The 15,511-nt window shown below is 69.7% G+C and carries 14 protein-coding genes and 1 pseudogene; 12 read left to right on the forward strand and 3 right to left on the reverse strand.

Going from position 1 to position 15,511, the window contains the following annotated elements:
• Window positions 1-112: 112 nt before the first annotated feature.
• The 5 genes from ctaD to IW245_RS33315 all read left to right on the forward strand — a co-directional run bounded on the left by ctaD (window position 113) and on the right by IW245_RS33315 (window position 5,630).
• On the forward strand, window positions 113-1,801 hold the full coding sequence (gene ctaD, locus IW245_RS33295) for an aa3-type cytochrome oxidase subunit I (RefSeq protein WP_197007079.1): 1,689 nt from the start codon (window positions 113-115) through the stop codon (window positions 1,799-1,801).
• 57 nt (window positions 1,802-1,858) lie between these two features.
• Complete coding sequence (locus IW245_RS33300) at window positions 1,859-3,157, forward strand: MFS transporter (RefSeq protein ID WP_197007080.1); 1,299 nt, start codon at window positions 1,859-1,861, stop codon at window positions 3,155-3,157.
• Between the two features lie 10 nt (window positions 3,158-3,167).
• Complete coding sequence (locus IW245_RS33305) at window positions 3,168-4,448, forward strand: nicotinate phosphoribosyltransferase (RefSeq protein WP_267919943.1); 1,281 nt, start codon at window positions 3,168-3,170, stop codon at window positions 4,446-4,448.
• A gap of 2 nt (window positions 4,449-4,450) precedes the next feature.
• A complete protein-coding gene (locus IW245_RS33310; protein WP_197007081.1) occupies window positions 4,451-5,026 on the forward strand; it encodes an isochorismatase family protein in 576 nt (191 codons plus the stop codon).
• A gap of 100 nt (window positions 5,027-5,126) precedes the next feature.
• Window positions 5,127-5,630 carry an NUDIX domain-containing protein gene (locus IW245_RS33315; RefSeq protein WP_233472678.1) on the forward strand — a complete coding sequence of 168 codons (504 nt, stop codon included), beginning with the start codon at window positions 5,127-5,129 and terminating at the stop codon, window positions 5,628-5,630.
• Here the strand turns inward: IW245_RS33315 and IW245_RS33320 are convergent.
• Window positions 5,590-6,954, reverse strand: coding sequence for an NsdA family TPR-like regulatory protein (locus tag IW245_RS33320; protein WP_197007082.1), 1,365 nt, complete (start codon window positions 6,952-6,954; stop codon window positions 5,590-5,592). The genes IW245_RS33315 and IW245_RS33320 overlap by 41 nt on opposite strands.
• A 373-nt stretch (window positions 6,955-7,327) precedes the next feature.
• Between IW245_RS33320 and IW245_RS33325 the strand changes: the two genes are divergently transcribed.
• From IW245_RS33325 to IW245_RS33345, 4 genes and pseudogenes are all read left to right on the forward strand, one after another.
• Window positions 7,328-7,615, forward strand: coding sequence for a hypothetical protein (locus IW245_RS33325; RefSeq protein ID WP_197007083.1), 288 nt, complete (start codon window positions 7,328-7,330; stop codon window positions 7,613-7,615).
• A 364-nt stretch (window positions 7,616-7,979) separates the two neighbouring features.
• Window positions 7,980-8,240: a hypothetical protein gene (locus IW245_RS33330; RefSeq protein ID WP_197007084.1), complete on the forward strand. Its 261-nt coding sequence runs from the start codon at window positions 7,980-7,982 to the stop codon at window positions 8,238-8,240.
• A 225-nt stretch (window positions 8,241-8,465) separates the two neighbouring features.
• A pseudogene (locus tag IW245_RS33335) lies at window positions 8,466-8,846 on the forward strand (DddA-like double-stranded DNA deaminase toxin).
• Entirely contained in the window at window positions 8,843-9,073 is a 231-nt protein-coding gene (locus tag IW245_RS33345) for a hypothetical protein (protein ID WP_197007087.1), read from the forward strand. The pseudogene IW245_RS33335 and the gene IW245_RS33345 overlap by 4 nt, the downstream one beginning before the upstream one ends.
• A 192-nt stretch (window positions 9,074-9,265) precedes the next feature.
• Here IW245_RS33345 and IW245_RS33350 read toward each other — a convergent pair whose 3' ends face one another.
• Window positions 9,266-9,883 carry an ABC transporter ATP-binding protein gene (locus IW245_RS33350; RefSeq protein WP_197007088.1) on the reverse strand — a complete coding sequence of 206 codons (618 nt, stop codon included), beginning with the start codon at window positions 9,881-9,883 and terminating at the stop codon, window positions 9,266-9,268.
• On the reverse strand, window positions 9,883-10,959 hold the full coding sequence (locus IW245_RS33355; protein WP_197007089.1) for an ABC transporter permease: 1,077 nt from the start codon (window positions 10,957-10,959) through the stop codon (window positions 9,883-9,885). The genes IW245_RS33350 and IW245_RS33355 overlap by 1 nt, the downstream gene beginning before the upstream one ends.
• 78 nt (window positions 10,960-11,037) lie before the next feature.
• Here IW245_RS33355 and IW245_RS33360 point away from each other — a divergent pair, with 78 nt between their 5' ends.
• Genes IW245_RS33360 through IW245_RS33370 form a run of 3 tightly spaced genes read left to right on the forward strand, consistent with a single transcriptional unit; the run spans window position 11,038 to window position 15,487 of the window.
• Window positions 11,038-11,610 carry a TetR/AcrR family transcriptional regulator gene (locus tag IW245_RS33360; RefSeq protein ID WP_197007090.1) on the forward strand — a complete coding sequence of 191 codons (573 nt, stop codon included), beginning with the start codon at window positions 11,038-11,040 and terminating at the stop codon, window positions 11,608-11,610.
• Window positions 11,611-11,651: 41 nt separating this feature from the next.
• Window positions 11,652-12,959 (forward strand): alpha/beta hydrolase, encoded by a 1,308-nt coding sequence (locus tag IW245_RS42465; RefSeq protein ID WP_197007091.1) that lies wholly within the window; start codon window positions 11,652-11,654, stop codon window positions 12,957-12,959.
• Complete coding sequence (locus IW245_RS33370) at window positions 12,959-15,487, forward strand: bifunctional lysylphosphatidylglycerol flippase/synthetase MprF (protein ID WP_197007092.1); 2,529 nt, start codon at window positions 12,959-12,961, stop codon at window positions 15,485-15,487. The genes IW245_RS42465 and IW245_RS33370 overlap by 1 nt, the downstream gene beginning before the upstream one ends.
• Window positions 15,488-15,511: the final 24 nt, after the last annotated feature.

The raw sequence follows: 15,511 nt of genomic DNA on the forward strand, positions 1-15,511 counted from the left end.
CGTTTTTGCCACCCGTTGGGGTGGGAGTCGCCCTGAAGGACTATTCTGCGTCCGGGATACGGCCAGGCTATTTCTGGCCTGCCAGTACATCAGCAGCGATGGAGGACAGATCGTGACTGCTGTCGAGCCGAAGCCGATAGTGACCCGCCCCTGGCCAGTGCACCAGGGCGTGAAGGGTTCGGCGTTCGCCCGGCTGCTCCGGACCACGGACGCGAAGCAGATCGGGATCATGTACATGGTCACGGCCTTCGCGTTCTTCATCATCGGCGGCTTCCTGGCCCTGTTGATGCGCGCGGAGCTTGCCCAACCCGGTGGCCAGTTCCTGTCGGCGGAGCAGTACAACCAGGCGTTCACGATGCACGGCACGATCATGCTGTTGCTGTTCGCGACGCCGATCGTGTTCGCCTTCGGCAACTACATCGTGCCGTTGCAGATCGGCGCGCCCGACGTGTCGTTCCCCCGGCTGAACGCGTTCGCCTACTGGCTCTACCTGTTCGGCGGCACGATCGTCGTCGCGGGTTTCGCCACCCCGAACGGCGCGGCCGACTTCGGGTGGTTCGCCTACTCCCCGCTGACCGACGTCGCGCACTCCCCGGGTGCCGGCGCGGACATGTGGATCGTCGGCCTGATCATCTCCGGTCTGGGCACGATCCTCGGCGCGGTCAACATGGTCACGACCATCCTGACCCTGCGCGCCCCGGGCATGACGATGTTCCGGATGCCGATCTTCACGTGGAACCTGCTGGTCACCAGCCTCCTCGTGCTGATGGTCTTCCCGATCCTGGCCGCGGCCCTGTCGGGGCTTGCCGCCGACCGCATCCTCGGCGCGCACGTGTTCGACTCCGAGACCGGTGGGGCCATGCTCTGGCAGCACCTGTTCTGGTTCTTCGGGCACCCCGAGGTGTACATCGTGGCGCTGCCGTTCTTCGGCATCGTCTCCGAGATCTTCCCGGTCTTCTCCCGCAAGCCGATCTTCGGCTACAAGGGCCTGGTCGGCGCGACGCTGGGCATCGCGGCCTTGTCGATGACGGTGTGGGCGCACCACATGTTCGTCACCGGCCAGGTGCTGCTGCCGTTCTTCAGCCTGCTGAGCTTCCTGATCGCGGTCCCGACCGGTATCAAGTTCTTCAACTGGATCGGCACCATGTGGCGCGGCCAGCTGACCTTCGAGACGCCGATGCTGTTCTCGCTGGGCTTCCTGGTCACGTTCCTCTTCGGTGGTCTGTCCGGCGTGCTGCTCGCGGCCCCGCCGATCGACTTCCACGTGTCCGACACGTACTTCGTGGTGGCCCACTTCCACTACGTGCTCTTCGGCACGATCGTGTACGCGGTGTACGCCGGCATCTACTTCTGGTTCCCGAAGATGTTCGGCCGGATGCTCGACGAGCGCCTCGGCAAGGTGCACTTCTGGCTGACGACGATCGGCTTCCACACCACGTTCCTCGTGCAGCACTGGCTGGGCACGGAGGGCATGCCGCGTCGGTACTTCGACTACCAGGAGCGCGACGGCTTCACCACGCTGAACCAGATCTCCACGATCGGCGCGTTCATCACCGGCATCTCGACCCTGCCGTTCCTGTGGAACGTGTGGAAGTCCTACAAGGCCGGCCGGACCGTCACCGAGAACGACCCGTGGGGCTACGGCGCCTCGCTGGAGTGGTCGACGACCTGCCCGCCGCCGCTGCGTAACTTCGACTCGATGCCCCGGATCCGCTCCGAGCGCCCCGCGTTCGACGAGAAGTTCCCGGAGCTGGTGCCCGGTTACAAGCCGCCGGCTGTGGCCGGTTCCAGTACGGAGTAGGTAACGATCGTGATGCGGGCCCTTCCCCAGTCGGGGGAGGGCCCGCATTCTGTTCCAGTGTTGATCAACAAGAACTACACCCGCCTATGGATCGGGCAGGTCGTGTCGCTGGTCGGGGACATGGTCTTCGACACCACTCTGCTGCTGTGGGTGGCCACCGTGCTGCTGGCCGGCAAGTCCTACGCCCCGGCCGTGTCCACCGCCGTGCTGGTGGTCGCCTCGGCGGTCACGTTCATGGTCGGCCCGCTCGCCGGGGTGTTCGTCGACCGGTGGGACAAGAAGCGCACGATGCTCGCCGCCGACCTGACCCGCGCGGGGCTGGTGGCGGTGCTGGCCGGGGTGGCGTTCCTGCCGAAGGGCACGGTGCCGGTACCCGTCATCCTGGTTCTGACCGGGGTGATCGTCGCGCTGACCACCGCGGTGTCGATGTTCTTCGGCCCGGCCCGGTTCGTCATGATCAACGATGTGGTGCCGGCGGACCGGCGGGGCAAGGCGTCCAGCTACGGCCAGACCACCGAGGCCCTGGCCACCATCATCGGCCCGCCGCTGGCCGCCCCGCTGCTGATCGGCTTCGGCCCGCAGTGGGCGCTGGCCCTCAACGCCGTGTCGTTCCTCGTGTCGTTCGTGGCGATCCGCGCGATCCAGGCCCCGCCGGCCCCGCCCGTCGCGAAGACCGAGAAGCAGGGGGTACGCGGTGAGCTGTTCGCCGGCCTGCGCCTCTTCGGCACGAACACGTTCCTCCGCGCGCTCCTGATCATGATCCTGCTGCTCCAGCTCGGGGCGGGCGCGCTCAGTGCCCTGGCCGTCTACTACGTACCGGAGAACCTGCACGCCGATCCGAAGTGGTACGGCTTCCTCGGCGGCACGTTCGGGGCCGGCATCCTGGTCGGCGCGTTCCTCGGTGGCATGGTGGGCGACAAGGTCGGCCACGCGCGGATGATCCGCGGCGGGATGCTGGTGTTCGCCGGGGCGTTCGCGCTGTACTCGCAGGCCACCAGCCTGTGGCTCGCCCTCGTCGCGTACGTGCTCCTCGGGCTCGGGATCGGCTCCACCAACTCCAATATCGGCCCGCTGCTGATGGCGATCGTGCCGCGGGAGTTCATGGGCCGGGTGTCGGCCGTGATGGGCCCGGCGAACCGGGTGGTCGCGATCGTGTCCATGGTCGCCGCCGGGCTGGTCGCGAGCTGGCTGGGCGCGGGGTTCCACCTGACGGTCGCGGGGGTCGCGTTCGGTCGGCTGGACGCCGTCTTCACCGTGGCTTCGGCGTTCGTGCTGGCCGGCGCGGTGTACGCGTTCTTCGCCCTACGTGGTGCGGATCACCCCGCGGCGGCCGAGCCGGTGGCGGCCGACGCCTAAGCTGATCAACGTGACGGCCTCTTTCTTCACCGACCAGTACGAGCTCACGATGGTGTCCGCCGCCCTCCGCGACGGCACCGCCGACCGGCCTTGCGTGTTCGAGGCGTTCGGTCGGCGGCTGCCCAACGGCCGGCGGTACGGCGTCGTGGCCGGCACCGGCCGGTTCGTCGAGCAGCTGCGGGACTTCCGGTTCGACCACGCGGAGCTGGAGTTCCTCGCCGCCCGGCGGATCGTCGACGACCGGATGGCCGAGTGGCTGGCCGACTACCGGTTCACGGGCGACATCGACGGCTACGTCGAGGGCGAGCTGTGGTTCCCGGGTTCGCCGCTGCTGACCGTCACGGGCACGTTCGCCGAGTGCGTCGTGCTGGAGACCCTGCTGCTGTCGATCCTCAACCACGACTGCGCGATCGCGGCGGCGGCGGCCCGGATGGTCACCGCCGCGCGGGGCCGGCCGATCATCGAGATGGGCTCGCGGCGCACCCACGAGGCGGCGGCGGTGGCCTGCGCGCGGGCGGCGTACATCGCCGGGTTCGCGTCCACGTCCAACCTCGCGGCCGGCCAGCGCTACGGCGTGCCGACCGCCGGCACCGCCGCGCACGCCTTCACCCTGCTGCACGACGACGAGAAGGCAGCCTTCACCTCGCAGGTCGCGACGCTCGGCGAGGGCACCACCCTGCTCGTGGACACCTACGACATCCGGCAGGGCATCCGCAACGCCGTCGAGGTGGCCGGCCCCCGGCTGGGCGCGATCCGGATCGACTCGGGCGACCTGTCGGTGATGGCCCAGCAGTCCCGCGACCTGCTCGACGAGCTGGGCGCCCCGGACACGAAGATCGTCGTGTCCGGCGACCTGGACGAGTACGCGATCGCGGCGCTGGCCGCCGAGCCCGTCGACGCGTACGGCGCGGGCACCGCCGTGGTGGTCGGCTCCGGCGCGCCCACGGCCGGCCTGGTCTACAAGCTGGTCGAGGTGGACGGCCGCCCGGTCGTGAAGCGCAGCGAGAACAAGCCGAGCATCGGGGGCCGCAAGACGGCGGTCCGCCGGCACAAGCCGACCGGTACGGCCACGGAGGAGGTCATCGTCTCCCAGGGCGCGCCGGACCCGATGGCGGGCGACCGGGTGCTCCAGCGCCCGTACGTCCGGGGTGGCGTCGTCGTGGGCGCGCTGCCTACGCTGCAGGAGAGCCGGGCGCACCTGCGCGACTGCCTGATCTCCATCCCCTGGGAGGGGCTCAAGCTGTCGCCGGGCGATCCGGCCATCCCCGTCACCGTGACCGGAGGCCACTAGCGATGCGCGCACTGATCATCGTCGACGTGCAGAACGACTTCTGCGAGGGCGGTTCCCTGGCCGTGGCCGGCGGCGCCGCCGTCGCCGCCGGGGTCACCGACGCTCTGCGGTCCGGTGGGGCCGACCCGATCGAGCTGCGGCCCGGGCGCTGGGACCACGTCGTCGCCACCCAGGACCACCACATCGACCCGGGGTCCCACTTCAGCGACACCCCCGACTACGTCGACTCCTGGCCGGTGCACTGCGTCGTCGGTACCCAGGGCCAGGAGTTCCACCCCGCGCTGGACACCGACCGGATCGAGGCGGTGTTCCACAAGGGCGAGTACGCGGCGGCGTACTCCGGCTTCGAGGGCTCCGCCGAGGGCGTCACCCTGACGCGGTGGCTCCGTGAACGCGGTGTCACGGAGGTCGACGTCGTGGGCATCGCCACCGACTACTGCGTGCGCGCGACCGCCCTGGACGCGGCCAGGGAGGGCTTCGCGACGACCGTCCTGACGGCCCTGACGGCAGGCGTGGCCCCGGAGTCGACGGACCGGGCCCTGGCCGACCTGCGCGCCGCGGGCGTGACGATCGCCTGAGAGCATGAGCGCTGTCATCGGGTACCCGGATTGGCAGCGCTCTTTGGCTCGCCCCGGACGATCCCCAGGACGGTGACGACAGGTGGGGTAGCGTGGTGGGGTGAATCCAGAGCGTGCCGGCTGGCTGGAGCCGGCTGAGTGGTACGCGAGCCTGCCGAGTTTCCTGGCGTCGGCCACGGCGGTGATCACCGATCCGCAGAGCCGGGTGCTGCTGGTCAAGCCGAACTACCGTGAGCACTGGAATCTGCCGGGCGGAGTGTTGCAGGGCGATGAGCCGCCGAATCTGGCGTGTGCCCGGGAGGTCCGTGAGGAACTGGGTGTCGAGCCGGTGCTGGGTGCGTTGCTGGTCGTGGACTGGGTGGCGCCCACCGATATCCGCCGGGCCTGGTTCGGATTCGTCTTCGACGCCGGCACAGTCGTCTCGCCGGACGACATCGCGTTGCAGAACGACGAGCTGGACGGGTTCGAGTTCGTCGAACCCGCTGAGGCGTACTCCAGACTGACGAGAAACACCGCGGACCGGCTGCGCAGCGCGCTCGGCGCGAAGGCCACCGGGCGGACGGTCAACCTGGTGAACGGGACAGTGGTGTCCGCGTCGGCCTGATCAGCGCCAGCCAGTCGATGACCGCCGCGACCTTTGCGTACGGGGTCAGGGCCTTGGTGTATTCGGTGAACCGCTCGCCGAGCCGCCGCGACCGCAACTGCGCGGACATTCCGTGTGCTCGTGTGGCGGTGGCGCAGGACTCCTCGACCCGGCCGAGGCCAAGCAGTACCCGGGCATGCAGGATCAGGTGCAGTGCGCGGGCTCGGGAGCTGTCGGCGGGCAGGTCCAGGGCCTGCTCGGCATAGCTGTTCGCGGCGGTGTGGTCGCCGAGGTCGTGCAGGCTGTGCATGATCGCTCCGTGCCGGTGCGCCGGGCTGGCGGCACCCAGCCAGGCCGGGTTTACCTCGGGTCTGGCGCGCTCCAAGGCACGCTCCGCCATATGGAGCGCGGCCCGGCAGGCGTGTGGCTCGCGTGCAAGGGCGTGTCCTCGCGCTTCGGTGGTGTGCAGTTGAGCGATCAATGCGGCAGGTGCCCGGCCGTGGGCAGCGGTTGCTCCGGCACGGGCGAGTTGGGCTGCGGTCGCGCCGTCGCCGAGGTAGACGTGCTGGTTGGCCAGGTTGGACATGATATATGCGCCGAGTGCCAAGTTTCCGGCGTGATGCGCTAGACCGAGGGCTTGGATGGTGTAGCGCTGGCCGAGGCCGTGGTCTGCCGAGTCGAACACCATATAGCCGAGAATGTGGGTCAGGTCGGCCGCGGCGGCGAACAGCGCGCGGCCGGTTGCATCGTCGTAGCGGCCGTGCAGCATGGGTGCTACCTGCTGGTCGAGGTAGTCGGCCAGCCAGCTGCGGGCGTGACCACCGCCGAAGCGGCGGTCGAGTTCGGCGAATGTCTCCCTGTCAGCGGCCAGCCGTTCCAGGTCCGCCTGACCGATCCGAGAGCGTCGTGCCCCGCCCGTGATGGTGCCGGGCGGGGAGAAGACCCACCACCAACCGGCTTGTGCGCTCGCGGCCGTTGAGAAGGAGTAGGCGAGAAAGTCACGGCGCTGCACCGTTCGCCTCCACAGGGCGGTAGCGGTCTCTACCGTCTGGCTGGGGCTGGACGGCACGGTGAGGAAGTCCCCGTCAGCGAACAACGATCCGGCAGGCACCTGTCGATGCAGTCGGGTGGTGAGCACCCCAGCGATGATCTCCGGGATCGGCGGTGCCGGTACCGCACCGCGCAGCCATCGGTTCACAGAGCTGGAGTCGTACCGCAGTTCCAGCCCGTAGGTGCTGCGGCCGGTGAGGTTGATGTGCCGGGCGAGCGCGGCGTTGCTCAACCCGCTTTCGATGATGAGCCTTTCCAATTCGGTGTTGCTGATCTGTTTGGACTCGACGGCCACACCGCACCCCCTCGGAACCGACCCGATCCGTAGCGGCTCCGGGACACCAGGCAGTGCAAACGGTACCGACCTTGTTGGCACCCGTCGAGAGGTGCACAACCCCGCACAAGGCCACGCATGTTGGCACCCTGCGGCGCTATGGCGTACACCTCCCGGAACCGTCAGCCCCCAGCTCAGACTGGCCCTGGCCGCGGAGCATTCGGTCCGCACAGGACTCCGGGAAGGAGTGAGCAATGAGCGTCTACTTCGACGGCGAGAAGCCGGATGACAACGAGGACCAGGAGCAGGGCGAGGAGTAGTCAGCAGGCAGGGAAGCCGGGACAGCTTCGTAGGGCTGTGCCCGGCTTCCCCCAACCCCGAAGGGCTAGGACCCATGTTCAAGGCAACCCCTGAGCAGCTCAAGGCGCTGGGCGAGAAGATCACCGGCTTTCTGTACAGCTACGGCCCGAACGAGGTTGACGCCGTGCTGTTCATGGACGCTGACGGGAAGTTCGGCCATTGCGAGGGGCCGGAGGCTGCGGCGGGCTGTGAGTGGCTGGTCAACCGGGCCGGTGTGGACCGGCTGATGGTCCTGCACAGCTATACCCTGTTGGACCTCAGTCGGGCTGACGGACTGGACGCGTTCGCGGAGCTGGTGGCCGAAAGCGTGTGGTTGCCGTGAGTGGCCCGACGCGAGAGCTTCCGATCATCGACCGGCACCCGACGCGCCGTGTCTACCAGGCGTCCGTGAGTCGGCGCGATCGGATGGTCGCCGTGACGGAGGGCGCTTGCCTACCGGTCGTGGTGGTCTTCGGGTGCCTCTTGCTCGCGTACGGGATCGCTGCGGCGTTCCGCTTGCTGCCGTAGCCATGGCCGACCACAGAGAACCCCGACACCCCGCACTGCTCGCCCTGGCGCTCCTCGGTGTGGTGCTGGCCGTCTGCACCCTCGTCGGCATCGCACGGGCCCTGTACGGGTGACCCCCGAAACCGTCTCACCCACCTACAGCGATCCGGATCGAACCCCGCACACCCCACGGAGGAAACATGGCCGAATTCGGTGACGTGTACCAGAAGATCGAGAACACGAAGGGAGAGGTCGAGCTGGTCGTCGACAGCGTGGGCACGATCGCGGAACTCCTCGAGGAGCTGGCCTTCTCCGTCGCCTCGCTGGGTTTTGACACCCGTGCTGCGGCGTGCCGTGCCGCCGCTGAGTTGGCCCGTGAGGGCATGTCGATGGCGGAGAACGTCACCGCGAAGCTGGAGGAGGTGCACTCCGGAACGGTCGTCGCGCAAGAGTCGGCTTGAGGAGCGGCGCCGGCCGCTGACGCGTCATCGGCGCGAGCGGGGCCGGTAGAGAGCAAGCCACCTCGGCGGGGACCCGAACCTGATCCACGACCAAGACCCGCGCCGACCGGACCCCAACCAAAGCCACCGCCTGAAGCTCCACCATCGTCGCCGAAGCGGGTTCCTCCCCCCGACGAGGAGAGACCCCGGCCTGTGTTGCGGGTCGGCCCTGAGATCAAGCAGGACATGCTGAGGGTGGCAGATCAGGATGTCGCAGCCGGAAGGCTGTTCGGACCCGACGGAAGAGACCTGACGGGGATGTTCGGGCCCGGCGACTACGGGCCGGCCCAGGGAGGCCACGGGCTCAAGGAGCCCTGGAAGGGCTTGGATTCCATGACCCGGCACGTGGAAGGTCATGCTGCGGCGTTGATGCGTCGTGATGGGATCTGAGATGCGACGTTGTACCAGAACATGAAGCCTTGCCAGAAACCGAACGGCTGTGAGCATAGGCTTCGGGATGTCCTCCCCAAGGGGGTGCGATTGACGATCTTCAAGATCTACAAGAACGGCGGCATCTGGCGTCAGGTGTACGAGGGCAACGGCAGTGGTCTGGAGGGCAGCGAGTGAAAGACGAGTACGGCTATCCCGTCCAGGGCGACCCGGAGAAGGTGCGGCTTCTTCAGGAGTACCTGGAGGAGGGAAAGGCGGGGGCGGAGGACTACGCGGCCAGTCTCGGCCTGGTCCCGCCGGAAGGGGCTGTGAACGTGCTCGGACTCGTCTTTGATCCAGACGACAACGAGCTGGGCCCGTACTGGAGTGACGATCAGGACGAGTCCCCCGAGCGGGTGGGCTGACCCAGCCTGATCCCTTCCGAACCACAAACTGCCAGGTCAAGAGCGCCATCATCCGGTACCCGGTGATGGCGCTCTTGATCCGGCTCTTGATCTAAACGTCTTGGTCCGCTGAGGGCGGGGAGGCGAAGGCGCAGAGGTTCCGGCATACCGGTGTTGTATGCCGGGTTCTCTGCAACGCGCGCATCGTCGTCCTCAGCGGGCCCCCACCATCAGGAGTGCTCCGTCGTCGATGCGGGTCACCCGGTCGACCAGGTCCAGGGACCGCTCGTCGTGGGTGGCGATCAGCACCGCAGCGCCCTCCTCGTGCGCCTGCCGGCGGAGTAACTCCATCACGGCCCGGCCCCGGTCCCGGTCCAGCGCCGAGGTGGGCTCGTCGGCGAGCAGCACCGGGGCTCCGGTGAACAATGCCTGTGCGACGCAGGTGCGCTGTTTCTCCCCGCCGGACAGCTGCGCCGGGTGCCGGTTGGCGAGTTTGCCCAGGTCGACGGCCTCCAGGATCTCCGCGGCGCGGGCCTTGTCCGCAGCGGTGATCCGGGCGCCGGCCACCACCCGCCGGACGAGCAGGTTCTCGACGACGGTCAGGTAGGGGATCAGGGCCCCGCCCTGGAGCACGAACGCGGGCCGGCCGGTGGTCGACACCTCCCCGGAGGTGGGGGACAGTAGGCCGCCGGCGATCGCGAGCAGGGTCGTCTTGCCGGAGCCGGACGGCCCGAGGAGGGCCACCAGTTCCCCGCCGGAGACGGTCAGGTCGACGCCGTGCAGGACCTCGACGTCGCCGTAGGCGTGCGTGATCGCGGTCAGGGTGAGCATCAGGCGCTCCTTCCGAGGCTGAGCAGCGGGTCGACGGTGAGCAGCCGGCGCATCGACACCAGCGAGCCGGCGAGGGCGAGGACGGTGAGCAGTCCGGCGGCGGTCAGCGTGTCGCCGACCGTGAGCAGGAACACCCCGGCGGGAAGCAGGGCCGCGCTGCCGAACGCGAGCGCCCCGCTGACCGCGACGCCGGCGCCGAGGGTGGCGAGCACCTCCATCAGGTACGAGCCGAGCAACAGGCCCCTGCGCGCGCCCGTGGCCCGCAGCACCGCGAGGGACCCCTCCTTCTGCAGGGTGAGGATCCAGAAGACGGTGCCGATCAGGAGCGCGGCGCCCGCGTACAGGAAGGACCGGATCAGGCCGACGGTGCCGGTCTCGGCGACGTAGCTGGGTACCGACGTGATCGCCGTCTCCTTGTCGACGGCCTCGGTGCCGGGGACGGCCCCGACGTGGCCCTCGACGAGGTACGCGCTGACCCGGTCGGGGGTGCGGCGGATCTGCTGCCAGGTGCTCAGCGGCACGTACGCCATCGGGGTGTGGGAGTAGGTGCCCAGGTCGGCGAACCCGGTGACGGTCAGCTCGACGCCGCCGGGCTGGACCCGGACGGTCTGGCCGAGTTTCAGGCCCTTGTCGGCCGCCGATCGGTCGAGGAGGAGGCCGGTGCCGTCCCAGCCGGGGGCGGCCTTCGAGGCCTGGTGGCCGCCGCCGCCGGGCGTCGACCCGGTCATCGGCCCGGTCGTCGGCCAGCCGAGGAGGCCGACGGAGACGACGTCGTCGCCTGCCGCGAGGTTGGCCATCGAGAACCCGACCGGGGTCGCCGACCGGGCCCCGGCCGCCGTGAGCCGGCCCCCGAGGTCGGCGGGCAGGTCGCTGCGGTCGAGGGAGCGCTGGACGTTGTTGGCGAAGACGAGCTGGTCGGCGGGGAGGTGCCGGAGTCCGGACACCGAGGCCTCCCCGAGGCCGACGGCGAGGCCGGTCATGACGAACACGAGGTACGCGACGAGGGCGACCAGGGTGGCCAGCAGGCCGAACCGGACGCGGCTGTGTCGGATCTCGCGCCAGGCGAGGAACCACATGGGGACAACCTTTCCTACAAGTTGTCGGCAAACATACCTACGCAGTGTCGGAAACGCAAGGCCCGTTATGATCCCCCTATGCCCCGGATCACCGCACCCACCGTCGCCGAGCACCGATCCCGGCGGCTGGCGACGCTGCTGGAGACCGGCCGGGACCTGGTCACGGAGGGTGGCCCCGAGGCGCTGACCCTGGCGAACCTCGCCAAGCGGGTCGGCCTGAGCCGCCCGAGCCTGTACGAGTACTTCAAGTCCCGCGAGGACCTGGCCGCCGCGATCATCGAGGACGAGCTGCCGCGCTGGACGGAGCTGGTCGCCGACTCGCTCGCCGGGGACGCCCCGCTCGGCGACAAGATCGAGTCGTACGTCCGGATGCAGCTGGAGCTGATGCGCGACGGTCGGCACGCCGCGGCTGTGGCGCTGTCCGCGCACGCGCTGCCCGACGACGCGCGGCAGCGGATCCGCGACGGACACCTGCGCCTGCTGGAGCCGCTGGTCGAGGTGCTCACCGGGGCCGGCGTGGCGGAGCCCCGGCTGCGGGCGATGCTCGTCCAGGCGATTGTGGAATCCGCCAACCGACTGCCGGTCGCCGATTCCGAGGCGCTCATCACGGTGACCGTCAGCCAGATTCTGCACGGAGTTTCCGGGAACTAGCCCTCATAGATGGGCATATCGGTACCGTCACCCTTGGTAGCGTGAACGGGGTGACGATGGCCAATCCGCTGAACTGGTCCCTGGTCCGAGGCCCACTGCCGATCGTGGTCACCGTTCTCGGTCTGTGCTGCCTAGCCCTGCTGCTCGCCCGCCGGGGCCGGACGTGGTGGACCTGGGTCGTGCCCATCGCCGCCGTGGCGGCCGGCGGCCTGGCCTACGGGGTCAAGTACGCGTCCGACAACTGGGTGAAGCCCTTCCCCGACGCGCTCCCCGACAGCCTGATCGCGTGGGGCGGCGCGACCCTGCTCGCCGCCGGGCTCGCCGGGGCGGCGTTCCCCCGGCTGCGCTGGCGGGGCCGGGTCGCCGTGTTGCTCGCCGTCCTGCCGGTGCTCGCGATGTCCGCGCTGCAGATCAACAAGGTGTACGCGTTCTACCCGACTCTGCGCGCCGCCCTCGGGATGGCCGTGAAGACCACGGAGTTCCGCCCCGGCGACCGCACCCTGATCACCGCCCCGGCAGGCAAGGCGCTCAGCGACGTGTGGAGGCCCCCGGCCGGGATGCCCACCCAGGGCACGGTGTCCGAGGTCGAGATCCCGGGCACGGTCTCCGGCTGGAAACCCAGGACCGCGCGCGTGTACCTGCCACCGGCGTACCAGAGCACCCCGCGCGCCCAGCTCCCAGTGCTCGTCCTGCTCGCAGGCCAGCCCGGGAGCACCGCCGACTGGTTCACGTTCGGGCTGAAGGAGCGGCTCGACCGGTACGCCAACACCCACGACGGGCTCGCCCCGGTGGTGGTGTTCCCCGACGATCTGGGCACCGTCCCGCAGAATCCACTGTGCATGGACTCGAAACTGGGCAATGTCGAGACGTACCTGAAGACGGACGTGCCCGCCTGGGTCCGGGCGAACCTGCAGGTCAACCCCAACGCCCGGTCCTGGGTGATCGGCGGCTACTCGCACGGCGGCACCTGCGCCCTGCAACTCGGCGTGCGGGCCCCGGAGGTCTACCCGTCGTTCATCGACATCTCCGGGCAGCGCGAGCCGACGGTCGGCAACCACCGGGACACTGTGGACGCCGTGTTCGACGGGGACGCCGCGAAGTTCGCGGAGTACAACCCATTGGACATTCTGCGCACCCGGCGGTTCCCGGACAGCGCGGCGGTGATCGCGGTCGGCCTGAAGGACAGGGTGTATCTTCCCGAACAACGCGAGGTGGCCGCCGCGTGCCAGAAAGCCGGCATCGCGGTGAAGTTCATCGAGCGGCCCGGTGGGCACGACGCGATCGTCTGGCTGGACAGCCTCGACCAGTCGCTGCCCTGGCTGGCCCAACGAACGGGGATGACGCACTGATGGCCGAGACCGTCGAGATCCCGAGCAGCCCGGTCGCGCCGTCGAAACTGCGCAGCGTCGCGACGGCGGTGTGGGCGGCGATCACGCACGCCCCGGTCACCCTGGGCCTGGTGGCCGCGCTGTGGATCGTCGGCGTCGTGCAGGGCACCATCGCGCACGGCCCCACCGAGGGCGCGGTCGAGAAGTGGGGCGTGGGCCTGCAGGCGTTCCGCGACGGACACTGGTGGAGTCCGGTCACCTCGGCGATGTACTGCGGCGGCGTCGCCAACTACGTCAACACCACCCTCCTGGTCCTCGTGGTCGGGGTCTCCGTCGAGCGCCGGATCGGCGTGTGGCGGATGCTCGGCCTGATGCTGGTCAGTCAGGTCGGCGGCGCCCTGCTGGCCGTCGCGACCATCTGGATCGGCGCGCGGGCGGAGGAGGGCTGGCTCTTCTCGATCAGCAACTACAACGAGATGGGCGCGTCCCCGGCCGCCGCCGGCCTCGCGCTGGCCGCGACGTTCGGGCTGTCGGCCCTGTGGCGCCGCCGGGTGCGCCTGCTCCTGATCGCCGGCCTGCTCACCTGGGCGCTGTACGTCGGACACATCATCGACCTGCAGCGCTTCTGCGGCGGGGCGGTCGGCCTGCTCGCCGGGGTGCTCGTGTTCGGCCGGGCCGTGAAGGGCCGGATCGGCGCACCCTCGCACGCCGAGACCCGGGTGCTCGTCGCCCTGGTGGTGGCGGTCGGCGCGCTCGGCGCGATGCTCACCGTGGTGGTGGACTACGCGATCGGGCCGCTGTCGACGTACCGCGACCTGCTCGTCTTCCCGGCTTGGACCGAGGAGGAGGTCCGCAACACGTGCGCGGACCCGGAGTTCGCGCTGGACTGCCGGCGGGCCCTGGCCGGCGACGCGCTGCGCGGGCTCCCCGGCCTGCTGCTCGGCCTCGCCCCGGCGCTGCTGCTGCTGGTGATCGCCGAGGGGCTGCGCCGGGGCCGCCGGTTGGCCTGGTGGCTCGGCCTGGTGATGAACCTGTTCATGATCGGGCTGGTGGCGTGGGCGGCGTACCAGTACTTCCGGCACCCGGTGCCCAACGACTACCCCGGCAGCAAGCCCGACGCCGGCTGGATCCTGTTCAGCTACCTCGAACCGGTGCTGCTGTGCGTGGTGACCGTCGTGATCCTGCTCGCCACCCGGCGGCACTTCGAGGTCCGGGTGCCCCGCACCAACCTGGTCGGCTTCGGGCTCTACGTGCTGGGCACCCTGGCCGTGGTCGGCTTCGGCTACCTGTGGATCGGGCAACTGGTGTCCGACCAGTTCGACCCGCAGCCGTCGGCCGCCGACCTGCTGCTGGACCTGCCGGTGCGGCTGCTGCCCACCGGGTACGCGGACTTCTTCGGGGTGCGGCTGCTGCCGACCGGGCACATCGCGAAGCTGCTGTTCGGGTACACCGGACTGGTCTTCTGGGTCGTGATCCTCGTCGGCCTGCTCGCGCTGTTCCTGCGCAGCCGGACGACGAGCGAGCCGGGTGCCGCCGACCGGGCCCGCGCGCTCCTCGCCAGGGGCGGCTCGAACCTGTCCTACATGACGACCTGGGGCGGCAACGACTACTGGTTCGCCGCCACCGACGACGCGGCCGTCGCCTACCGGGTGATCGGCGGCGTTGCGGTCACGACCGGGGACCCGTTCGGCGAGCCGGCCGCCCGGCGGTCGGCCGTGGCGGGGTTCGCCGACTTCTGCCAGGACAACGGCTGGACCCCCTGCTTCTACAGCGTCACCGAGGACGTCCGGGTCGCCGCCGAGAAGCTCGGCTGGAGCGCAGTGCAGGTCGCCGAGGACACCGTGCTGCCGCTGCCGGAGCTGAAGTTCTCCGGCAAGAAGTGGCAGGACGTGCGCACCGCGCTGAACAACGCCGGCAAGGCCGGCATCACGGCCCAGTGGTGGCGGTTCCCGGAGGCTCCGCTGTCGATCAGCGAGCAGATCCGGGAGATCTCCGAGGACTGGGTCGCCGACAAGGGCCTGCCGGAGATGGGCTTCACCCTCGGCAGCCTGACCGAACTGAACGATCCCCAGGTCAGGTGCCTGGTCGCGGTCGACGCGGACGGCAGGGTGCACGGCGTCACGAGCTGGCTTCCGGTGTACCGGGACGGCGGGCCGGTCGGCTGGACCCTGGACTTCATGCGCCGGGGTTCGACCGACTTCCGGGGCGTGATGGAGTTCCTGATCGCGTCGGCGGCGCTCGGCTTCAAGGAGGAGGGCGCGGAGTTCCTCTCCCTGTCCGGGGCCCCGCTGGCCCGCCTCGACCGGGGCGACGAGCCGGGCGTGCTGCAGAAGCTGCTCGACTTCACCGGCCGCACCCTGGAACCGGTGTACGGATTCCGGTCACTCTTCGCGTTCAAGGCGAAGTTCCAGCCGGTGTACCAGCCGATGTTCATGGCGTACCCCGACCCGGCGGCGCTGCCGACCATAGCCAGCGCGATCGGCCGGGCGTACCTGCCGCACCTCACCCCGGCTCAGGGGCTACGACTGGTCCGCAAAGTGGTCGGCTAGCCCCCAAATAGGGGCATGACAAGG

Origin of the sequence: Longispora fulva, from assembly GCF_015751905.1 — a bacterium.
GTDB classification, from domain to species: domain Bacteria; phylum Actinomycetota; class Actinomycetes; order Mycobacteriales; family Micromonosporaceae; genus Longispora; species Longispora fulva.

Bases quoted from the DNA above. Each gene is read 5' to 3' on its own strand.
- IW245_RS33310 (WP_197007081.1), top strand. From the start codon at position 4,451: ATGCGCGCACTGATCATCGTCGACGTGCAGAACGACTTCTGCGAGGGC.
- IW245_RS33330 (WP_197007084.1), top strand. From the start codon at position 7,980: ATGGCCGAATTCGGTGACGTGTACCAGAAGATCGAGAACACGAAGGGA.
- IW245_RS33370 (WP_197007092.1), top strand. From the start codon at position 12,959: ATGGCCGAGACCGTCGAGATCCCGAGCAGCCCGGTCGCGCCGTCGAAA.
- IW245_RS33355 (WP_197007089.1), bottom strand. From the start codon at position 10,959: ATGTGGTTCCTCGCCTGGCGCGAGATCCGACACAGCCGCGTCCGGTTC.
- IW245_RS33350 (WP_197007088.1), bottom strand. From the start codon at position 9,883: ATGCTCACCCTGACCGCGATCACGCACGCCTACGGCGACGTCGAGGTC.
- IW245_RS33325 (WP_197007083.1), top strand. From the start codon at position 7,328: ATGTTCAAGGCAACCCCTGAGCAGCTCAAGGCGCTGGGCGAGAAGATC.
- IW245_RS33360 (WP_197007090.1), top strand. From the start codon at position 11,038: ATGCCCCGGATCACCGCACCCACCGTCGCCGAGCACCGATCCCGGCGG.